Source organism: Achromobacter sp. FW305-C-30-7 (genome assembly GCF_058783105.1).
Genome location: NZ_JBYSYI010000003.1, coordinates 388,272 through 404,326 on the forward strand (window position 1 = coordinate 388,272; position 16,055 = coordinate 404,326).

At 67.7% G+C, this 16,055-nt stretch carries 13 protein-coding genes; 9 read left to right on the plus strand and 4 right to left on the minus strand.

Translation table 11 applies throughout. From position 1 onward, the window contains the following. The first annotated feature begins 284 nt into the window (after positions 1-284). The 4 genes from AC3WOB_RS12440 to AC3WOB_RS12455 all read left to right on the plus strand — a co-directional run bounded on the left by AC3WOB_RS12440 (position 285) and on the right by AC3WOB_RS12455 (position 4,857). The gene (locus tag AC3WOB_RS12440) at positions 285-1,004 is read left to right on the plus strand and encodes a response regulator transcription factor (protein WP_492275206.1); all 720 of its coding nucleotides are present in this window, start codon (positions 285-287) and stop codon (positions 1,002-1,004) included. A gap of 9 nt (positions 1,005-1,013) precedes the next feature. Then, entirely contained in the window at positions 1,014-1,883 is an 870-nt protein-coding gene (locus AC3WOB_RS12445; protein WP_492275207.1) for an HpcH/HpaI aldolase/citrate lyase family protein, read from the plus strand. A 174-nt stretch (positions 1,884-2,057) separates the two neighbouring features. Further along, positions 2,058-3,053 (plus strand): serine hydrolase, encoded by a 996-nt coding sequence (locus AC3WOB_RS12450; RefSeq protein WP_492275208.1) that lies wholly within the window; start codon positions 2,058-2,060, stop codon positions 3,051-3,053. A gap of 172 nt (positions 3,054-3,225) precedes the next feature. Continuing rightward, a complete protein-coding gene (locus tag AC3WOB_RS12455; RefSeq protein WP_013393916.1) occupies positions 3,226-4,857 on the plus strand; it encodes an ATP-binding cassette domain-containing protein in 1,632 nt (543 codons plus the stop codon). A 40-nt stretch (positions 4,858-4,897) separates the two neighbouring features. Here AC3WOB_RS12455 and AC3WOB_RS12460 read toward each other — a convergent pair whose 3' ends face one another. After that, the gene (locus AC3WOB_RS12460; RefSeq protein WP_013393917.1) at positions 4,898-6,490 is read right to left on the minus strand and encodes a sulfatase family protein; all 1,593 of its coding nucleotides are present in this window, start codon (positions 6,488-6,490) and stop codon (positions 4,898-4,900) included. Beyond that, positions 6,487-7,449, minus strand: a complete 963-nt coding sequence (locus AC3WOB_RS12465) for a Bug family tripartite tricarboxylate transporter substrate binding protein (RefSeq protein WP_013393918.1) — start codon at positions 7,447-7,449, stop codon at positions 6,487-6,489. Before AC3WOB_RS12465 ends, AC3WOB_RS12460 begins: the two co-directional genes overlap by 4 nt. 143 nt (positions 7,450-7,592) lie before the next feature. Here AC3WOB_RS12465 and AC3WOB_RS12470 point away from each other — a divergent pair, with 143 nt between their 5' ends. Then, positions 7,593-8,534: a LysR substrate-binding domain-containing protein gene (locus tag AC3WOB_RS12470; RefSeq protein WP_013393919.1), complete on the plus strand. Its 942-nt coding sequence runs from the start codon at positions 7,593-7,595 to the stop codon at positions 8,532-8,534. Here the strand turns inward: AC3WOB_RS12470 and AC3WOB_RS12475 are convergent. Next, the gene (locus AC3WOB_RS12475; RefSeq protein ID WP_041653707.1) at positions 8,531-9,367 is read right to left on the minus strand and encodes an IclR family transcriptional regulator; all 837 of its coding nucleotides are present in this window, start codon (positions 9,365-9,367) and stop codon (positions 8,531-8,533) included. The genes AC3WOB_RS12470 and AC3WOB_RS12475 overlap by 4 nt on opposite strands. 112 nt (positions 9,368-9,479) lie before the next feature. Here AC3WOB_RS12475 and AC3WOB_RS12480 point away from each other — a divergent pair, with 112 nt between their 5' ends. The 4 genes from AC3WOB_RS12480 to AC3WOB_RS12495 all read left to right on the plus strand — a co-directional run bounded on the left by AC3WOB_RS12480 (position 9,480) and on the right by AC3WOB_RS12495 (position 15,555). After that, positions 9,480-11,834 carry a cytochrome P450/oxidoreductase gene (locus AC3WOB_RS12480; protein WP_492275209.1) on the plus strand — a complete coding sequence of 785 codons (2,355 nt, stop codon included), beginning with the start codon at positions 9,480-9,482 and terminating at the stop codon, positions 11,832-11,834. A 233-nt stretch (positions 11,835-12,067) separates the two neighbouring features. Continuing rightward, complete coding sequence (gene asd, locus AC3WOB_RS12485; RefSeq protein WP_013393922.1) at positions 12,068-12,931, plus strand: archaetidylserine decarboxylase; 864 nt, start codon at positions 12,068-12,070, stop codon at positions 12,929-12,931. 91 nt (positions 12,932-13,022) lie between these two features. Continuing rightward, positions 13,023-14,249 (plus strand): alpha-hydroxy acid oxidase, encoded by a 1,227-nt coding sequence (locus tag AC3WOB_RS12490; protein WP_492275210.1) that lies wholly within the window; start codon positions 13,023-13,025, stop codon positions 14,247-14,249. Positions 14,250-14,385: 136 nt separating this feature from the next. Then, on the plus strand, positions 14,386-15,555 hold the full coding sequence (locus AC3WOB_RS12495; RefSeq protein ID WP_492275211.1) for a metallophosphoesterase: 1,170 nt from the start codon (positions 14,386-14,388) through the stop codon (positions 15,553-15,555). 10 nt (positions 15,556-15,565) lie between these two features. On the opposite strand, the gene AC3WOB_RS12500 is transcribed toward AC3WOB_RS12495, so the two are convergent. Further along, a complete protein-coding gene (locus AC3WOB_RS12500; RefSeq protein WP_013393926.1) occupies positions 15,566-16,021 on the minus strand; it encodes an Lrp/AsnC family transcriptional regulator in 456 nt (151 codons plus the stop codon). Positions 16,022-16,055 lie beyond the last annotated feature (34 nt).

The window sequence follows — 16,055 nt, forward strand, 5'->3', positions numbered from 1 at the left end:
TTTCTGTGGATAAAACAGGCTCGAACCCATGGCTGATGGCCGTTCGGCCGACGCGCAACGGGCTGCTCATTTTTTGACCAACCCAAAGTTCTCCATCGCGCGGCTGCCATCCTTGATTCTTGACGCGGCGCCGCAGCGGCGATGATGATATTCTCCGCAAGCGCGCGATACGAAAAATATCGCGCTCGCGGACTCCCCCTATACAAGAAGACCCAGATACAAGGAGCGGATGGCGTGTTTGCACTCGAACCTCCTTGCGCGCAACCGCTGACGCCGGACTCGCCGTGACCATCATCATTGTCGACGACCACGGAGACTGGCGCGACACCATCGCCGAGTACATAGAAGACCTCGGTCTGGACCGCAGCATCCTCACTGCCGGCTCCCTGGCCGAGCTGGACCAGCTGTTGCTCACCGTCACGCCGGGCATCCTGGTGCTGGACGCCATGCTGCCGGACGGCGACGCGCTGACCCGCGTGTCCCACTTGCGGACCTCCTTCCCGTCCATGGGCATCATCATGCTGACCGGACGCCTGTTGAGTGAAGACAAGGTCTCGGGCCTGAGCCTGGGCGCCGACCACTACCTCACCAAACCCGTCAACCTGGCCGAGCTGGGGGCCACTCTGGTATCGCTATCGCGCCGCCTGCGCGTGGTGCCGGCGGGCGATGCCGATGCGCCCGAATCCGACGCCTGGCGCTTCGATCCGGCGCGGCGCACCTTGATGTCGCCGCAGCAAGTCTGCGTGGACATCACCGACACCGAAAGCCGGCTGATCGGCGCACTGATCCAGGCCGCGCCGCTGCCCCTGTCGCGCGACCGCCTGATCGAAGCGCTGGGTGCCAGCGTGGAGGCCTACGACACGCACCGGCTGGATGCCCATATGCACCGCCTGCGCCGCAAGCTGCGCGCGCAGGCAGGCGGCGATATGGGCATACGCACGGTGTACGGCGTGGGCTATGTGTGCACCACGCCCGTACGTATCGTCGGCAACGCCAAGAACTGAAACCGCCTCATGCATCCTCCGATCCGACCCCGCCGTTCCGTCCTCTATATGCCTGGCGCCAATGCGCGCGCGCTGGACAAGGCGCGCAACCTCGACGCCGACGTCCTGATCCTCGACCTGGAAGACGCCGTCGCGCCCGACGCCAAGGCGCAGGCTCGCGACCAAGTCGCCGCGGCCCTGCGCGCTGGCGGCTACGGCCGCCGCGAATGCGTGGTGCGCGTCAATGCCTTGGACACGCCCTGGGGCCTGGACGACGTCCGGGCCATAGCCCAGGCGGGCGCCGACGCGGTGCTGTTGCCCAAGGTACAGTCCGCCGCCGAACTCGACGCGCTCGCGCGGGCGCTGGACGCGGCGGGCGCGCCTGCCAGCCTGCCCTTGTGGGCCATGGCGGAAACGCCTTTGGGCTTTCTGCGGCTGGACGCCATCGCCTGCGGTCATCCGAGACTGGCGGCCATCGTCGTCGGCACCTCGGACCTGGTGAAGGACCTGCACGCGCGCCACACCCCATCGCGCGAAGAAACCCTGTGGGCGCGATCGATGGCGGTGATGGCGGCGCGGGCCCACGGCTTGGCGGCGCTGGACGGCGTGCACCTGGACCTGCACGACGACGCCGGCCTGGAGGCGGCCTGCCGGCAGGGGCGAGACCAGGGATTCGATGGCAAGACGCTCATCCATCCAAAACAGATCGCGGCGGCCAACGCCGCCTTCGCGCCTACGGAAGAAGAACTTGCCACCGCGCGCAAGCGCCTGGACGCCTGGCAAGCCGCGCAGGCCGCCGGTCTGGGCGTGGCCGTGGTCGACGGCGCCCTGGTGGAGAACCTGCACGCGCGCGAGGCGGAACGGCTGCTGGCGCTGGCCGAGGCCATTCCGCGCGCCTAGCGCCCTGTCCCGCAGATACGGCCGTGCGGATGCAAGACCACCCGCGCAGCCTGCGCCGCCATGCGCGGACAAACACGGCCGCGAAAAAAGCGCCCATCGCAGTAATATCAGCTTTCAAATGCATATTTCGGTAACGCGCCATCGGGCGCGGGCCCGGCAAATCGGGGAGAGATCGTGGCGCTGATCTTGCGGCAAGTATCGATGTCATTCTGCGCGGCGGCGCTGTGGGCCGCCACCGCTGCGGGCTTGCCGGCGCCGGCGCGGGCTCAAGCTGCCAATTTCCACCCGTGCAATTCCCAGCCCTCCCTGCCGATGTGCCAGCATGGCTACGGCAAGCGCATCGCGGTCCAGCGCTGGGGCGCGCAGCCCGATCCGCAGGACCCGGACGCGGCCGTCAACGCCTCGCTGGTCACCCGCGATCCGGCCAAGGAAATCGGCAAGCTCAAGTCCAGCACCATCCTGGTCCAGGACCTGGACACCTCCGAAATCCTGTTCGCGCGCAACGAGGGCGCCGTGCGGCCCATCGCCTCCATCACCAAGCTGATGACGGCGTTGACGCTGGTGAAGGCCGGCCTGCCCATGGATGAAATCATCACCATCGACGCCAGCGACACCCGCTCCGCCAGCGAGTTGCCCTCGCGCCTGACGGCCGGCACCAAACTGAGCCGCGCCGATTTGCTGCGCCTGGCGCTGGTCCCATCCGAAAACAGCGCCGCGCAGGCCCTGGGGCGCACCTATACCGGCGGCACGGCAGCCTTCGTCGCGGCGATGAACGCCGAAGCCCGCGCCCTCGGCATGACCGACTCCAGCTTCGCCGAACCGAGCGGCCTGTCCAACGAAAACCAGTCCTCGGCCAGGGACCTCGTCAAGTTGCTCGCTGCGATTTCCGCGCAGCCGCTGATCTCGCAATACACCGGCGAAACCAGCTACCAGGCCGCCGGCCAGACCTTCCGCAACACCAACATCCTGGTGGGCCGTCCGCAATGGGACATCCTGGTGTCCAAGACGGGCACCACGCGCGAAGCCGGCGACTGCCTGGTCATGGCGGTGAAGGTCGGCAAACGCAACCTGGCCATGGTGCTGCTCAACGCGCAGGGCACCAGCGGCTCGCGCTTCGGCGACGCGGTTCGCCTGCGGCGAGTGCTGGACAGCCGGTTCGCCTCGCGCTAGCCGACGCCATCGCGCCTGCCTGGCGCGCCGCGCCCTGTACAATACCGCCCTTTGACGTGGAACGAACGCCCGTTCCGTCCGCCTGTCGCGCCGCCCGTGCGCCCCCTTTCCCCGATTATTTTTCAGCGCGCCCGGCCGGCGGGAATTCTGCCGCGTCCCTGTTGCACCATCCATGATCCGCTTCCAACAAGTTTCACTCATGCGGGGCGTCAAGCCCTTGCTCGACAAGGTCGACCTGCTGCTCAACCCCGGCGACAAGATCGGCCTGATCGGCGCCAACGGCGCGGGCAAGTCCAGCCTGTTCGGCCTTTTGCGCGGAACGCTGCACGCCGACCAGGGCGACCTCGACTACCCCTCCAGCTGGCGCATGGCCTATGTGGCGCAGGAAACACCCGCGCTCGACCGCCCGGCCATTGAATACGCGATCGACGGCGATGTGACCTTGCGCAAGCTGGAAGCGGAACTGGCGCAGCTCGAAGCCGAACCCGAAAGCACCGAGAACGGCCTGCGCATGGCCGACATCTATGCCGCGCTGGCCGATGCCGACGCCTACACCGTGCATTCGCGGGCCGAGCAACTGCTGACCGGCCTGGGCTTCACGCAGGCGCAGATGCACCTGCCGCTGACGAGCTTTTCCGGCGGGTGGCGCATGCGCCTGAACCTGGCGCAGGCGCTGATGTGCCCGTCCGACCTGCTGCTGCTGGACGAGCCCACCAACCACCTGGACCTGGACGCCATCATCTGGCTGGAAGACTGGCTCAAGCGCTATCCGGGCACGCTCATCGTCATTTCGCACGACCGCGATTTCCTGGATGGCGTGGTCAACGTCATCGTCCATATCGACGAACGCAAGCTCAAGCGCTATTCGGGCAATTATTCGTCCTTCGAGCGCCAGCGCGCCGCGCAGTTGGAACTGGCGCAAGGCATGATGGAAAAGCAGATGCGCCAGCGCTCGCACCTGCAATCCTTCATCGACCGCTTCAAGGCCCAGGCCAGCAAGGCGCGCCAGGCGCAGAGCCGCATCAAGGCGCTGGCCCGCATGGAAGAAGTGGCGCCGCTGCGCGCGGCGGCCGAATTCTCGTTCGAGTTCCGCGAGCCCCTGCGCGCACCGAATCCGCTCTTGACCATGGACGCGGTCAGCGCCGGCTATCGCATCGCCGACGAGGAAACCGAAGTCGAGTCCGACAAGATCATCGTGTCGGGCATCAATTTTTCGCTGCAGGCCGGGCAACGCATCGGCCTGCTGGGCATCAACGGCGCGGGCAAGTCCACCTTCATCAAGACCATCGCGGGCGAATTGGCGACGCTGGCCGGCGAGGCGCAATTCAACAAGGGACTGTCGATCGGCTACTTCGCCCAGCACCAGGTCGAGATGCTGCGCCATGACGAATCGCCGCTGTGGCATATGACGAAGATCGCGCCCACCGTGCGCGAGCAGGAATTGCGCAACTTCCTGGGCAGCTTCAACTTCAACGGCAACATGGCCACCAGTTCCATCGCGCCGTTCTCCGGCGGCGAAAAAGCGCGGCTGGCGCTGGCCCTGATCGTCTGGCAGCGCCCCAACCTGCTGCTGCTCGACGAGCCCACCAACCACCTGGACCTGGAAACCCGCGAAGCCCTGACCACCGCGCTGGCCCAGTTCGAAGGCACGCTGATGCTGGTATCGCACGACCGCCACCTGCTGCGCGCCACCACCGATGAATTCATCATCGTGGCCGACGGCGAGGTCAGCCCCTTCGATGGCGACCTGGACGACTATAAGGACTGGCTGTACAAGACCAAGCTGGCTGCCAAGGCCGCTTGACGCAAGGCGCGCCGGCCGCGCCTGAGCCGGCCGCACCGCATCACGCCAGCGCGCTGGGATAGGGGCTGGTGTCGATGTGTTCCAGCATGCCGTAGGCCAGCCGTTCCAGCAGCCTCGCGCGATCACCGGCATGCGCCGGCTCGTCCCACAGGTTGCGCAGCTCGTGCGGATCCTGCTTCAGGTCGTACAGCTCGCCCCAGCGCGCCCCATCGTAGACCGTGACGCGAAAGCCGTCCGCCAGCAAGGTGCGGCAGCGGATGCGGCTGTTGAAGCCCAGGATCACGCGCTGACCTTCTTCCTCGATCATGAGCGCGTCGCGCACGGCCGCCTCGCGCCCGTTGATGAGTCCGGCCATGTCGCGCCCCTGGATACCGTTGTAAGGCTGCACGCCGGCGCGCGCCAGCACGGTGGGCGCGACGTCGATGGTGCTGAGCAAGGCGTCGCTGGCGGCGCCCGCCGTCGGCGTGGCGGCGGGATCGTGCCAGATGAATGGCACGCGCGTCAGGCCGCGGTAATGGATCGGCCCCTTCAGCATCAGCTGATGGTCGCCCAGGTAATCGCCATGGTCGCTGGTGAAGATCACCACCGTGTTGTCGGCCAGCCCCAGCGCGTCGAGCTCGGCCAGCACCCGGCCGATCTGATTGTCGATGTTGGCGATCGAGCCGTAGTTCAGCGCCAGCGCTTCGCGGGCCTCGCGCTCGTTGCAGGAGAAGATCGCGGGCGTGTGCTTGACCGCGGTGCCTGCGTCACGCTGGGCGCGCAGCCAGGCCACGTGCGGCGGCGGGGTTCCAGCGCCGTGGAAGGACGCAGGCAGCTCCATGTCCTCGGGCCTGTGCAGGTCCCAGAAGCGTCCCGGCGGCGTGAAGGGATGGTGCGGGTCGGGAAACGAGCATTGCAGGAAGAACGGCTGGTCCGACGCCGCATAGCCGCGCAGGGCATCGATGCTGCGGTCAGCGATGTAGGCCGTGGGATACAGCTCTTCAGGCACGCGCGTGCGCCAAGCCTGGCGGATGCGCGTCAGTTCATACTCCGGCGCGGGAATGGCATGCGCCGGGCCGATCAGCGCCTCGATCTCAGGATGCACGCTTCGCAACCAGCGCCGGTAATGCCCGTGCACGTCGTCGCTGTGGTCGTCGACCAGATCCACCTGGTCGAACCCGTAGTAGGGATAGCTCAACTCGTGGTCGGCATGTTCCAACCACAGCTTGCGCTGCTCCTGGTCATAGCGGCCGGCGTCGGGTTCAACCGCCTCGCGCGACAGTCTGTCCTCCGCACGCACCGGCCAGGACGGCGGGATGTCGGTCATGTTCTGCAAGTGCACCTTGCCGACCAGCGCGGTGCCGTAGCCGGCCTCGCGCATGGCTTCGACAAAGGTGCGGCTGCGCAGCGACAGCGCGATGCCGTTGTGGCGCGCGCCGTGGGCGGACGGATAGCGCCCAGTCATCAGGCTGGCGCGGTTGGGCATGCAGATGGGCGTAGCCACGTGCATATTGTCAGCCCGCCAACCTGACGCGGCGAGACGGTCCAGGTTGGGCGTGCGGACCACCTGGTTGCCATAGGCGCCCAGATGGTCGGCGCGGTGCTGGTCGGTGATGAACAACAGGAAATTGACGGGCTTCGCGGCACGGCTCATTGCTTGGCTCCGGACATCTCCACCGCCGCGCGCCACGCCGGCATGTCGCGCTTGACCATGTCGCCGAACGCCTCGGGCGTCATGTAGATCGGCACCATGCCCAGGGGCTGCAGCGCCTGTTCGAACGCGCCGTCGGTAAGCACGGCCTGCAGGTCCGCGCTCAGCTTCTTCACCACCGCGGGCGGCGTGCCGGCGGGCGCGAACAAGCCGATCCACGAACGCACCGCGACGCCTGCGGCCACGTCGGAGAACAGCGGCACGTCGGGCAGCGCGGCGTACTTTTCGGTATTGGCCACGCCCAGCACCTTGACCTTGCCGGACGCCAGGAACGGAATCGCCGGCGCGATGCCGCCTATCATCAGCGGCACGTGGCCAGCGACCAGATCGGCCATCGCCGGCGCGGCGCCCTTGTACGGTGCATGCACCACATCCAGGCCGGCGGCGTGCTTCAACTGCTCCATCGCCAACTGGTGCACGGTACCCAGGCCGGGCGAGCCATAGGTGTACTTGCCGGGATTGGCCTTGATCAGCTTGACGGCTTCCGCCAGCGTCGAAGCCGGAAACTCGGCGTTGGCCAGCAGCACCACCACGTTGTCCGCCACCAGGCCGACCGGAGCGAAGTCGCGCACCGGGTCATAAGGCAGGCTGGCGTACAGCGCGCTATTGATGCCGTGCGTATTGGTGGTGCCCATCAGCAGCGTGTAGCCGTCGGGCGCGGCGCGCGCCACCATGGATGCGGCGATATTGCCGCCCGCGCCCGGCTTGTTCTCCACCACCAAGGTGTAGCCGCGGGGTTCCAGGCGCTGCGCCAGTTGGCGCGCCAGCACGTCCACCGCGCCGCCCGGCGAGAACGGCACCACGATCTGCACCGGCCGCGCAGGGTACGCATCCGCGGCAGCCGCCGTGCCCGTCATGCCACAGGCCCAGCTTGCGGCCAGGGCCATCCAGAATTTCTTCATTGCTTCGTCTCCATCGCGGCGCCCTTCCCTGGCCTGGCCGGGGCGCGCCTGTCTTTCGTAGAGCGGCAAGTATGCCCAGGGCCCGGCGTCCGCGTGAAATGAAATAAACTGAACGATTCATAACCATATGAATATGAATCGCCATGCCAGAGCGCGCCAGCACTCATCTCAAGCGGCGTCATGCCGAACTGCTGGTCGCGCTGGACGACGAGCGTCACCTGGGCCGCGCCGCCGAGCGCCTGCATATGTCCCAGCCCGCCGCGTCCAAGGCGCTGGCGCAGTTGGAGGAACAGGTGGGCTATGCGCTATTCGAGCGCGGGACCCATGGCACCCTACCGACCAATGCCGGAATGGTTATGATCCGCCACGCCCGGCACAGCCTGGGCGCGGCCCAGCGGGTGGCCGCGGAATTGCTGGCCGCCGAAGAGCGCGGCGCCAGCCTGCTGCGCCTGGGCACCTTGCCCTCGGCCGCGCCCAAACTCGCGCCGCAACTGATCACGCATCTGTTGCGCCAGTCGCCCCGCCTGGAGGTGAAATTGGTGGAAGGCGCGCTCGGAGAACTCATGGACAAGCTTGCGCGCGACGAGCTGGACATCGTGCTGGGCCGCCTGGGCAGCCGCCTGCTGCCGGCGGACTGCGAGGTGATCCGCCTGCACGAAGAACCGATCCTGGTGGTGGCGCGCCCCGGCCACCCGCTGGTCGGAAGCGACGCGCTGGAGGCCGCCGAACTTGCGCGCTGGCCCTGGGTGCTGCCGCTGGAAGCCACCATGATGCGCGAGCGACTGGACGAGGCTTTCGTGCATGCCGGGGCGCGCCCGCCCGATTCCAGCATCCAGTCCAACTCGCTGCTGGCCACCCTGGCGCTGCTGGACCAGGACGACCGCCTGGCGGCCCTGCCCCAGGCGATTGCGCGCTACTGCGAGCGGCAAGGCGGCGTGGCGGTGCTGCCGCTGCGGCTGGAAGCCAACTTCGGCGCCATCGGCGCCGTGGTGAATCGCAATACGGCGGGCATGCCGGTGGTGCAGGCGGCGATGGAATGGCTGCGCAGCTTGTCCGGAGGCGCCGGTCAGGCCCAGTCGGACTAAGGCGCCTGATAACCCAGCAGCACGCTGGCGGCCTCGGCTTCGCGCCGCACCGCCTGCGCGATCGGACCGTCCGTCGCGGCGTCGAAGCCGCCCGTCGCGCCCAGCGCGGTCAGCGCGGCGCAGGGCCGGCCGTTGTGGTCCAGCAGCGGCGCCGATACGGCGCTGATGCCCTTCAAATTGGTATCGCGCACCGAGGCGCAGCCCGCGGCCAGCACCTCGCGGCGCAGGCGGCCGATCGGGTCGGCGGCATCCAGCTGCGCGCGCATGTCGGCCGGCGCGCGCGCCAGTTCAGCCTCGGCAAGCGCCCGCACCCGCGCATCGTCCTGCAAAGCCAGGAACACCCGCCCGGTCGCCGACCAGAGCATGGACAGCACCGAGCCCATGCGCACGTTCACTGTCACCGGCAGGCCCGGCTCCTCGAAGCGCACGATGGTAGGTCCCTTGTTGCCCATGACCGCGATGAAGCAGGTCACTTCCAGGTCTTCGCGCAGGCGCACCAGGCTGGGTTCGGCCAGGCGGATGGGATCGGCCTGGCGCAGCGCGGCCAGGCCCAGCAGCATCGCCTCCAGGCCCAGGTAGTACTGTTGAGTGGCGGCATCCTGCGCCACCAGGCCCTCTTCCATCAGGCTGACCAGATAGCGGTGCACCTTGGCGGGACTTTCATCCACCTGCGCGGCCAGCAGCGTAAGGCTGGCGCGCCCGCCCAGCCGGCCCAGCCCCTTGAGCACGGCCATGCCGGTTTCGGCAGCTTGTACACGCTGGCGCCTTTCCCGCGGACGCGGCGTCTCGGCGGTCGTGGCGGGGACGGAGGAAGGATCGGGAGTCTGTTTCATGGGTGCGATGAAGGAGCGGCCGGGCGGCTGGGGACGCAGCCCGGAGATTACCCCAATTGAATAATTACGCAATGCGTATATGATTTACGCAATTGTAATTCGGAGCGACACCATGGGCCACCCTTCCACCCCCGCACCCACCCCGCCCGCCAACACCGGCGGCTGTCCCATCGACCACGCCGCGCTGGCCCGGGCCCAAGCCTGTCCGGTCAGCCCGCGCGCGGCGGAATTCGATCCATTCGGCGACGGCTACCAGCAGGATCCGCCCGAATACGTGCGCTGGGCGCGCGAACAGGAACCCGTGTTCTATAGCCCCAAGCTGGGCTACTGGGTGGTGACGCGCTACGACGACATCAAGGCGGTGTTCCGCGACAACCACACCTACAGCCCCTCGATCGCGCTGGAAAAGATCACCCCGACCGGCCCAGAGGCCAACGCCGTGCTGGCCACCTATGGCTACGCCATGAACCGCACGCTGGTCAACGAGGACGAGCCGGCCCACATGCCGCGCCGCCGCGTGCTGATGGATCCCTTCACCCCGGACGAGCTCAAGCACCACGAACCCATGGTGCGGCGCCTGACGCGCGAATACGTGGACCGCTTCATCGACGACGGCCGCGCCGACCTGGTGGACCAGATGCTGTGGGAAGTGCCGCTCACGGTGGCCCTGCACTTCCTGGGCGTGCCCGAGGAAGACATGGACCTGCTGCGCAAATACTCCATTGCGCACACCGTCAACACCTGGGGCCGGCCCAAGCCCGAGGAACAAGTTGAGGTCGCGCACGCGGTGGGCAATTTCTGGCAATTGGCAGGCAAGATCCTGGACAAGATGCGCCAGGATCCCGATGCGCCGGGCTGGATGCAGTACGGCATCCGCAAGCAGAAGGACCATCCCGAGGTCGTGACCGACTCGTACCTGCATTCCATGATGATGGCCGGCATCGTCGCGGCCCACGAGACCACCGCCAACGCCTCGGCCAACGCCATCAAGCTGCTGCTGCAGCATCCCGACGCCTGGCGCGAACTGTGCGAAGACCCCGGGCTGCTGCCCAACGCGGTCGAGGAATGCCTGCGCCACAATGGCTCGGTCGCGGCCTGGCGCCGCCTGGCCACGCGCGACACCGAGATCGCCGGGGTGGCGATCCCGGCGGGCGCCAAGCTGCTGATCGTGTCCTCGTCGGCCAATCATGACGAGCGCCATTTCGCCGACGCCGACTTCTTCGACATCCGCCGCGACAACGCCAGCGACCAACTGACCTTCGGCTATGGCGCGCACCAGTGCATGGGCAAGAACCTGGCGCGCATGGAGATGCAGATCTTCCTGGAAGAACTGACTCGCCGCCTGCCGCACATGCGCCTGGCGCAGCAGCAGTTCACCTACGTGCCCAACACCTCGTTCCGCGGCCCGGAGCATCTGTGGGTGGAATGGAACCCAGCCGACAACCCCGAGCGCCGCGATCCCGCCCTGCTAGACCAAGCGCAGCCGGTGCGCATCGGCGAACCCTCCACCCATGCCATCAGCCGCAAGCTGGTGGTGACCCAGGTCACGGCCGCGGCCGACGGCATCGCGCGCATCCGGCTGGAATCGCCTGACGGCAAGCCGCTGCCGCGCTGGACGCCGGGCTCGCACATCGACGTCGAATGCGGCGATACGGGCCTGTCGCGCCAATACTCGCTTTGCGGCGATCCGGCGGCCGCGAATGCGCTGGAGATCGCCGTGCTCAAGGAAACGGCGGGTCGCGGCGGCTCGGCCTGGATCCACCAGCACCTGCGCGCCGGCAGCATCGTGCGCGCGCGCGGTCCGCGCAACCACTTCCGCCTGGATGAAAGCGCCAAGCGCCTGATCTTCATCGCCGGCGGCATAGGCATCACGCCCATCAGCGCCATGGCGCGCCGCGCGCGTGAACTGGGCATGGCCTACGAACTGCATTACAGCGGGCGCTCGCGCGCCTGCATGGCCATGCTGGAAGAGCTGCAGCAGTTGCATGGCGAGCGCCTGCGCCTGCACATCAGCGGCGAAGGCAGCCGCAACGACTTCGCCGCCCTGCTGTCCCGTCCCGAAGCCGGCACGCAGATCTACGCCTGCGGCCCCGAACGCATGCTGGACGCCTTGCAGGCCGCATGCAGCGCCTGGCCCGAGGACAGCCTGCGCGTGGAGCACTTCCATTCCACGCTTGCCACGCTGGACCCGTCCAAGGAGCATGCCTTCGAGGCCGAGTTGAAGGACTCCGGCATCGTGGTCCAGGTGCCGGCCGGCCAGACCCTGCTGAGCGCGCTGCGCGGCGCCAACATCGACGTGCAGAGCGATTGCGAGGAAGGACTCTGCGGCTCCTGCGAGGTGCGCGTGCTGGGCGGCGCGGTCGACCACCGCGACGTGGTGCTGACCCGCGCCGAGCGCGAGGCCGGCACCCGCATGATGGCCTGCTGCTCGCGCGCCCAGGGCGGGCGCATCGTGCTGGAGCTGTAGCGGCCTGCATGCATGCGGCGCCGGGTCCTTGCGCCCGACGCCGCATGCGCGCATCCATATGCCTGAAGTGCGCCTGAAAGCGGTAGAATTCACCCTCTGCTCATCACCACGCCGTCCCGCTGCAACGCGGGACGACGTTTTTTGACGCGGCCAGTCCCGGGCCTGCAGGCGGGCCCCCAACGGGGCTTGCCCATGCCGCGGCCAGCCGCGGGGTCATTTCTCAGCGCTCCTAGATGTCGATCAAAGACCAACTTTTCCTCGCCAGCCAGTATCTCGCCCCCCACCACCTGGTGTCGCGGCTCTTCGGGTACGCATCCGACTGCCGGGAACCGGCGGTCAAGAACTGGATGATCTCGCGCTTTGTCCGCCGCTATGGCGTGGACATGCGCGAAGCGCTGCAGGAAGAGCCGCTGGCCTACGATTGCTTCAACGACTTCTTCACGCGCGCGCTCAAGGAAGACGCCCGGCCGCTGGACGACGAACCGGGTTCGGTGGTCTGTCCCGCCGACGGCGCCATCAGCCAGATGGGCGCGATCGAGCACGGCCGCATCTTCCAGGCCAAGGGCCACAACTACGGCGTGGCCGACCTGCTGGGCGGCGACGCCGAGCGCGCGGCGCCGTTCCAGGGCGGCCAATTCGCCACCATCTATCTGTCGCCCAAGGACTATCACCGCGTGCACATGCCGGTTGCCGGCACCCTGCGCGAAATGATCCACGTGCCGGGCCGCCTGTTCTCTGTCAACCCGCTGACCGCGCGCAACGTGCCGCGCCTGTTCGCGCGCAACGAGCGCGTGGTCTGCATTTTCGACACCGAGCACGGCCCGATGGCCCTGGTGCTGGTGGGCGCGATGATCGTCGCCTCCATCGAGACCGTATGGGCCGGCCTGGTCACGCCGCATAAGCGCCGCGTCAAATCCACCCGCTACGACGACGCGGCGCGCGCCCCGATCCATCTTGCCAAGGGCGCGGAAATGGGCCGTTTCAAGCTGGGCTCCACCGCCATCGTGCTGTTCGGCCCCAACCAGATCCGCTGGGCCGACACGCCCTCCGTGCTGGGTCCGGTGCGCATGGGCGAACTAATGGCGCTGCCTGCCTGATATTTCGATTTATTCGAAACTGGATGTCTGGTTTTATTCGCTTTATGCGATGAATCGGCGTTGCTAGATTACGGGCTTTTACCGGCCCGCCATGACATCCATCATCTCGACCACTGCCAGTCCCCGCGCCGCCTCGGCCGACCGCCCCTTGCCGCGCGCGCTGGCGCGCATGCTGTCGCTGGACGATTTCGAGGCCGCCGCCAAACGGCGCCTGCCGCGCCCGATATTCGGCTACGTCGCGGGCGCGGCCGAAGACAACCAGTCCCTGCGCGGCAACCGCAGCGCCTTTGCGCAATATTCGTTTTCGCCGCGCGTGCTGGTGGACGTATCGCGCCGCACCCAGCAGACCGAGATCTTCGGCCGCCGCTATGCCTCGCCCTTCGGCATCGCCCCCATGGGCATCAGCGCGCTGTCGGCCTACCGCGGCGACATCGTGCTGGCGCGCGCCGCCCGCGAACAGGGCATACCCGCCATCCTCAGCGGCACCTCGCTGATTCCGATGGAAGACGTTATCCGCGCAGCGCCCGGCACCTGGTTCCAGGCTTATCTGCCCGGCGACCCGCAGCGCATCGACGCCCTGGTCGAACGCGCCCGCCGCGCCGGCTTCGAAACGCTGGTGCTGACGGTGGACATTCCCGTGTCGGCCAACCGCGAGAACAATGTGCGTACCGGGTTCTCGACCCCGCTCAAGCCCAGCCTGCGCCTGGCCTGGGACGGTTTGACGCGGCCGCGCTGGCTGGCCGGCACCTTCATGCGCACGCTGCTATCTCATGGCATGCCGCATTTCGAGAACTCCTTCGCCACGCGCGGCGCGCCGATAGTGTCGGCGTCGGTGCTGCGCGACTTCAGCGCGCGCGACCACCTCAGCTGGGAGCACGTGGCGCGCATCCGCAGCCAATGGCCGGGCACGCTCATCATCAAGGGCATCCTGCATCCGCAGGACGCGGCGCTGGCGCGGCAGCACGGGGCCGACGGCATCATCGTGTCCAACCATGGCGGCCGCCAGCTGGACGGTGCGGTCTCGCCGCTGCGCGCCCTGCCCGGCGTGGTCGCGGCGGCGGGCGGCATGACCGTGATGATGGACAGCGGCGTGCGCCGCGGCAGCGATGTGCTCAAGGCCCTGGCGCTGGGCGCGAGCTTTGTCTTCGTCGGACGGCCTTTCAACTATGCGGCCGCCGTCGGCGGCGAAGCCGGTGTGTCGCACGCCATCGGCCTGCTGCGCGCCGAGGTTGACCGCAATATGGCGATGCTGGGCATCAACAACCTGCGGGAAATGCAGGCGGACCTGCTGGTGCGCGAAACCATGGCCGCAAGTTGATGCGGCATCTGGCCCAGGGCCTGGTCACGACAAAGGAGTCTTGCGCACGCGCTGGCCGCGCGCGCAGCCGTCATAGAATGGCGGTTCCCTTGCCACGCGCGCCGTTGCTTCCGGCCCGGCGCGCCCCAGAGCCGCCGTGTCCCTACGCCAATCTTCTTTCTTCCTGCGCTTCCTGACCCTGGGGGCCCTGGCTCACGTCTACGTGGGCGCCCGCCTGATCCCGGATGCCCAGTTGGGCGGCGCAGGTTCCGCCGTCGCCATCCTGGCCTTGCTGCTGTCGTGCATCCTGATTCCGCTGGGAATGCTGGGCCGTTCTTCCGTGCACCCGCCTTGGGGCGACCGCATCGCCTGGGTCGGGCTGTTCGCCATGGGCCTGTTCTCGTCGCTATTCGTGCTGACCGTGCTGCGCGATGCGCTGCTGCTGGTGACCTGGCTGGCGAACCTGATCATCGGCGCCGACCTGCCCTGGACCACGCTGCGTTGGATCAGCGCCTGGCCCGTGCCCGTACTGGCCCTCGCCGGCACCTTGATTGGCCTGTACAACGCCCGCAAACGGGCGCGTATCGTGGACGTGGACGTCCCTATCGCCGGGCTGGCGCCCGACCTGGACGGCTTCACCATCGTGCAGATCAGCGATATCCACGTCGGCCCGACCATCAAGAAGCGCTACGTGCAGGCCATCGTCGACGCCGTCAATGAGCAGTTGCCGGACATGGTCGCCATCACCGGCGACGTGGTCGACGGCAGCGTCGAACAGCTTGCAGCCCAGGCCAGCCCGCTGGGCCAGCTGCGGGCGACCCACGGCGTGTACCTGGTCACCGGCAATCATGAATATTATTCGGGCGCCACGCCCTGGATCGCCGAATTCCGCCGCATGGGGCTGCGCGTGCTGATGAATGAGCACGTGGTCATCCACCCCGCCGGCCTGCCCGTGGTGGTGGCGGGCATTACCGACTACAGCGCCGGTTCCTTCGACCCGCAGCAGCGCAGCAACCCCAAGGCCGCGCTGGCCGGCGCGCCCGCCGACGCCCTGCCCAGGATCCTGCTGGCGCATCAGCCGCGCAGCGCGGCGGCGGCCGAGCCACTGGGCTATACCCTGCAATTGTCCGGCCATACCCATGGCGGGCAGTTCTTTCCCTGGGGCTTTTTCGTGCGGTTCCAGCAGCCCTACACGGCGGGCCTGCACCGCCTGGGCAAAATGTGGATCTACATCAGCCGCGGCACGGGCTATTGGGGGCCGCCCAAGCGCCTGGGCGCCCCGTCCGAGATCACGCGGCTGCGGCTGCGCGCGGCGCCGGCCAATTGAACAGCGCGCTTCAGCCGTTGTCCGGCAAGGGCCCGCGCTCCAGATAGCTGGTCAGCGCGATGTCGCTGGTGGTGTTGGTGATGCCGTCGATCTGATGGATGCGCGCCAGCAGCGATTCCAGCGCCTGCGTGTCGCGCACGCGCACTTTCAACAGCATCGCGCTCTTGCCGGTGATGGTGTGGATCTCTTCCACCTCGGTCAGTTCGGCCAGCCCCAGCACCTGCTGCGTGATGGTCCAGTTGTTGGTGTCCACGTGCACGAAGGCCAGCAGCGGCCGCCCTATCCGGGCGCCGTCCAGCTTGGCGGCGATGCCCTTGATCAGGCCGTCGCGCTTGAGGCGCTTGACCCGTTCATGCACGGCCGGGGCGGAAAGGTTCAGCAATTTGCCCAGTTCGGCGTAGCTGGGGGAGGCGTCGTCGGCCAGCAGCGTTAACAGCTTTCGGTCGCGGTCATCAAGATCAGGCATTGGAATCGGGTTCTGCCGAACGGCATTCGAACTT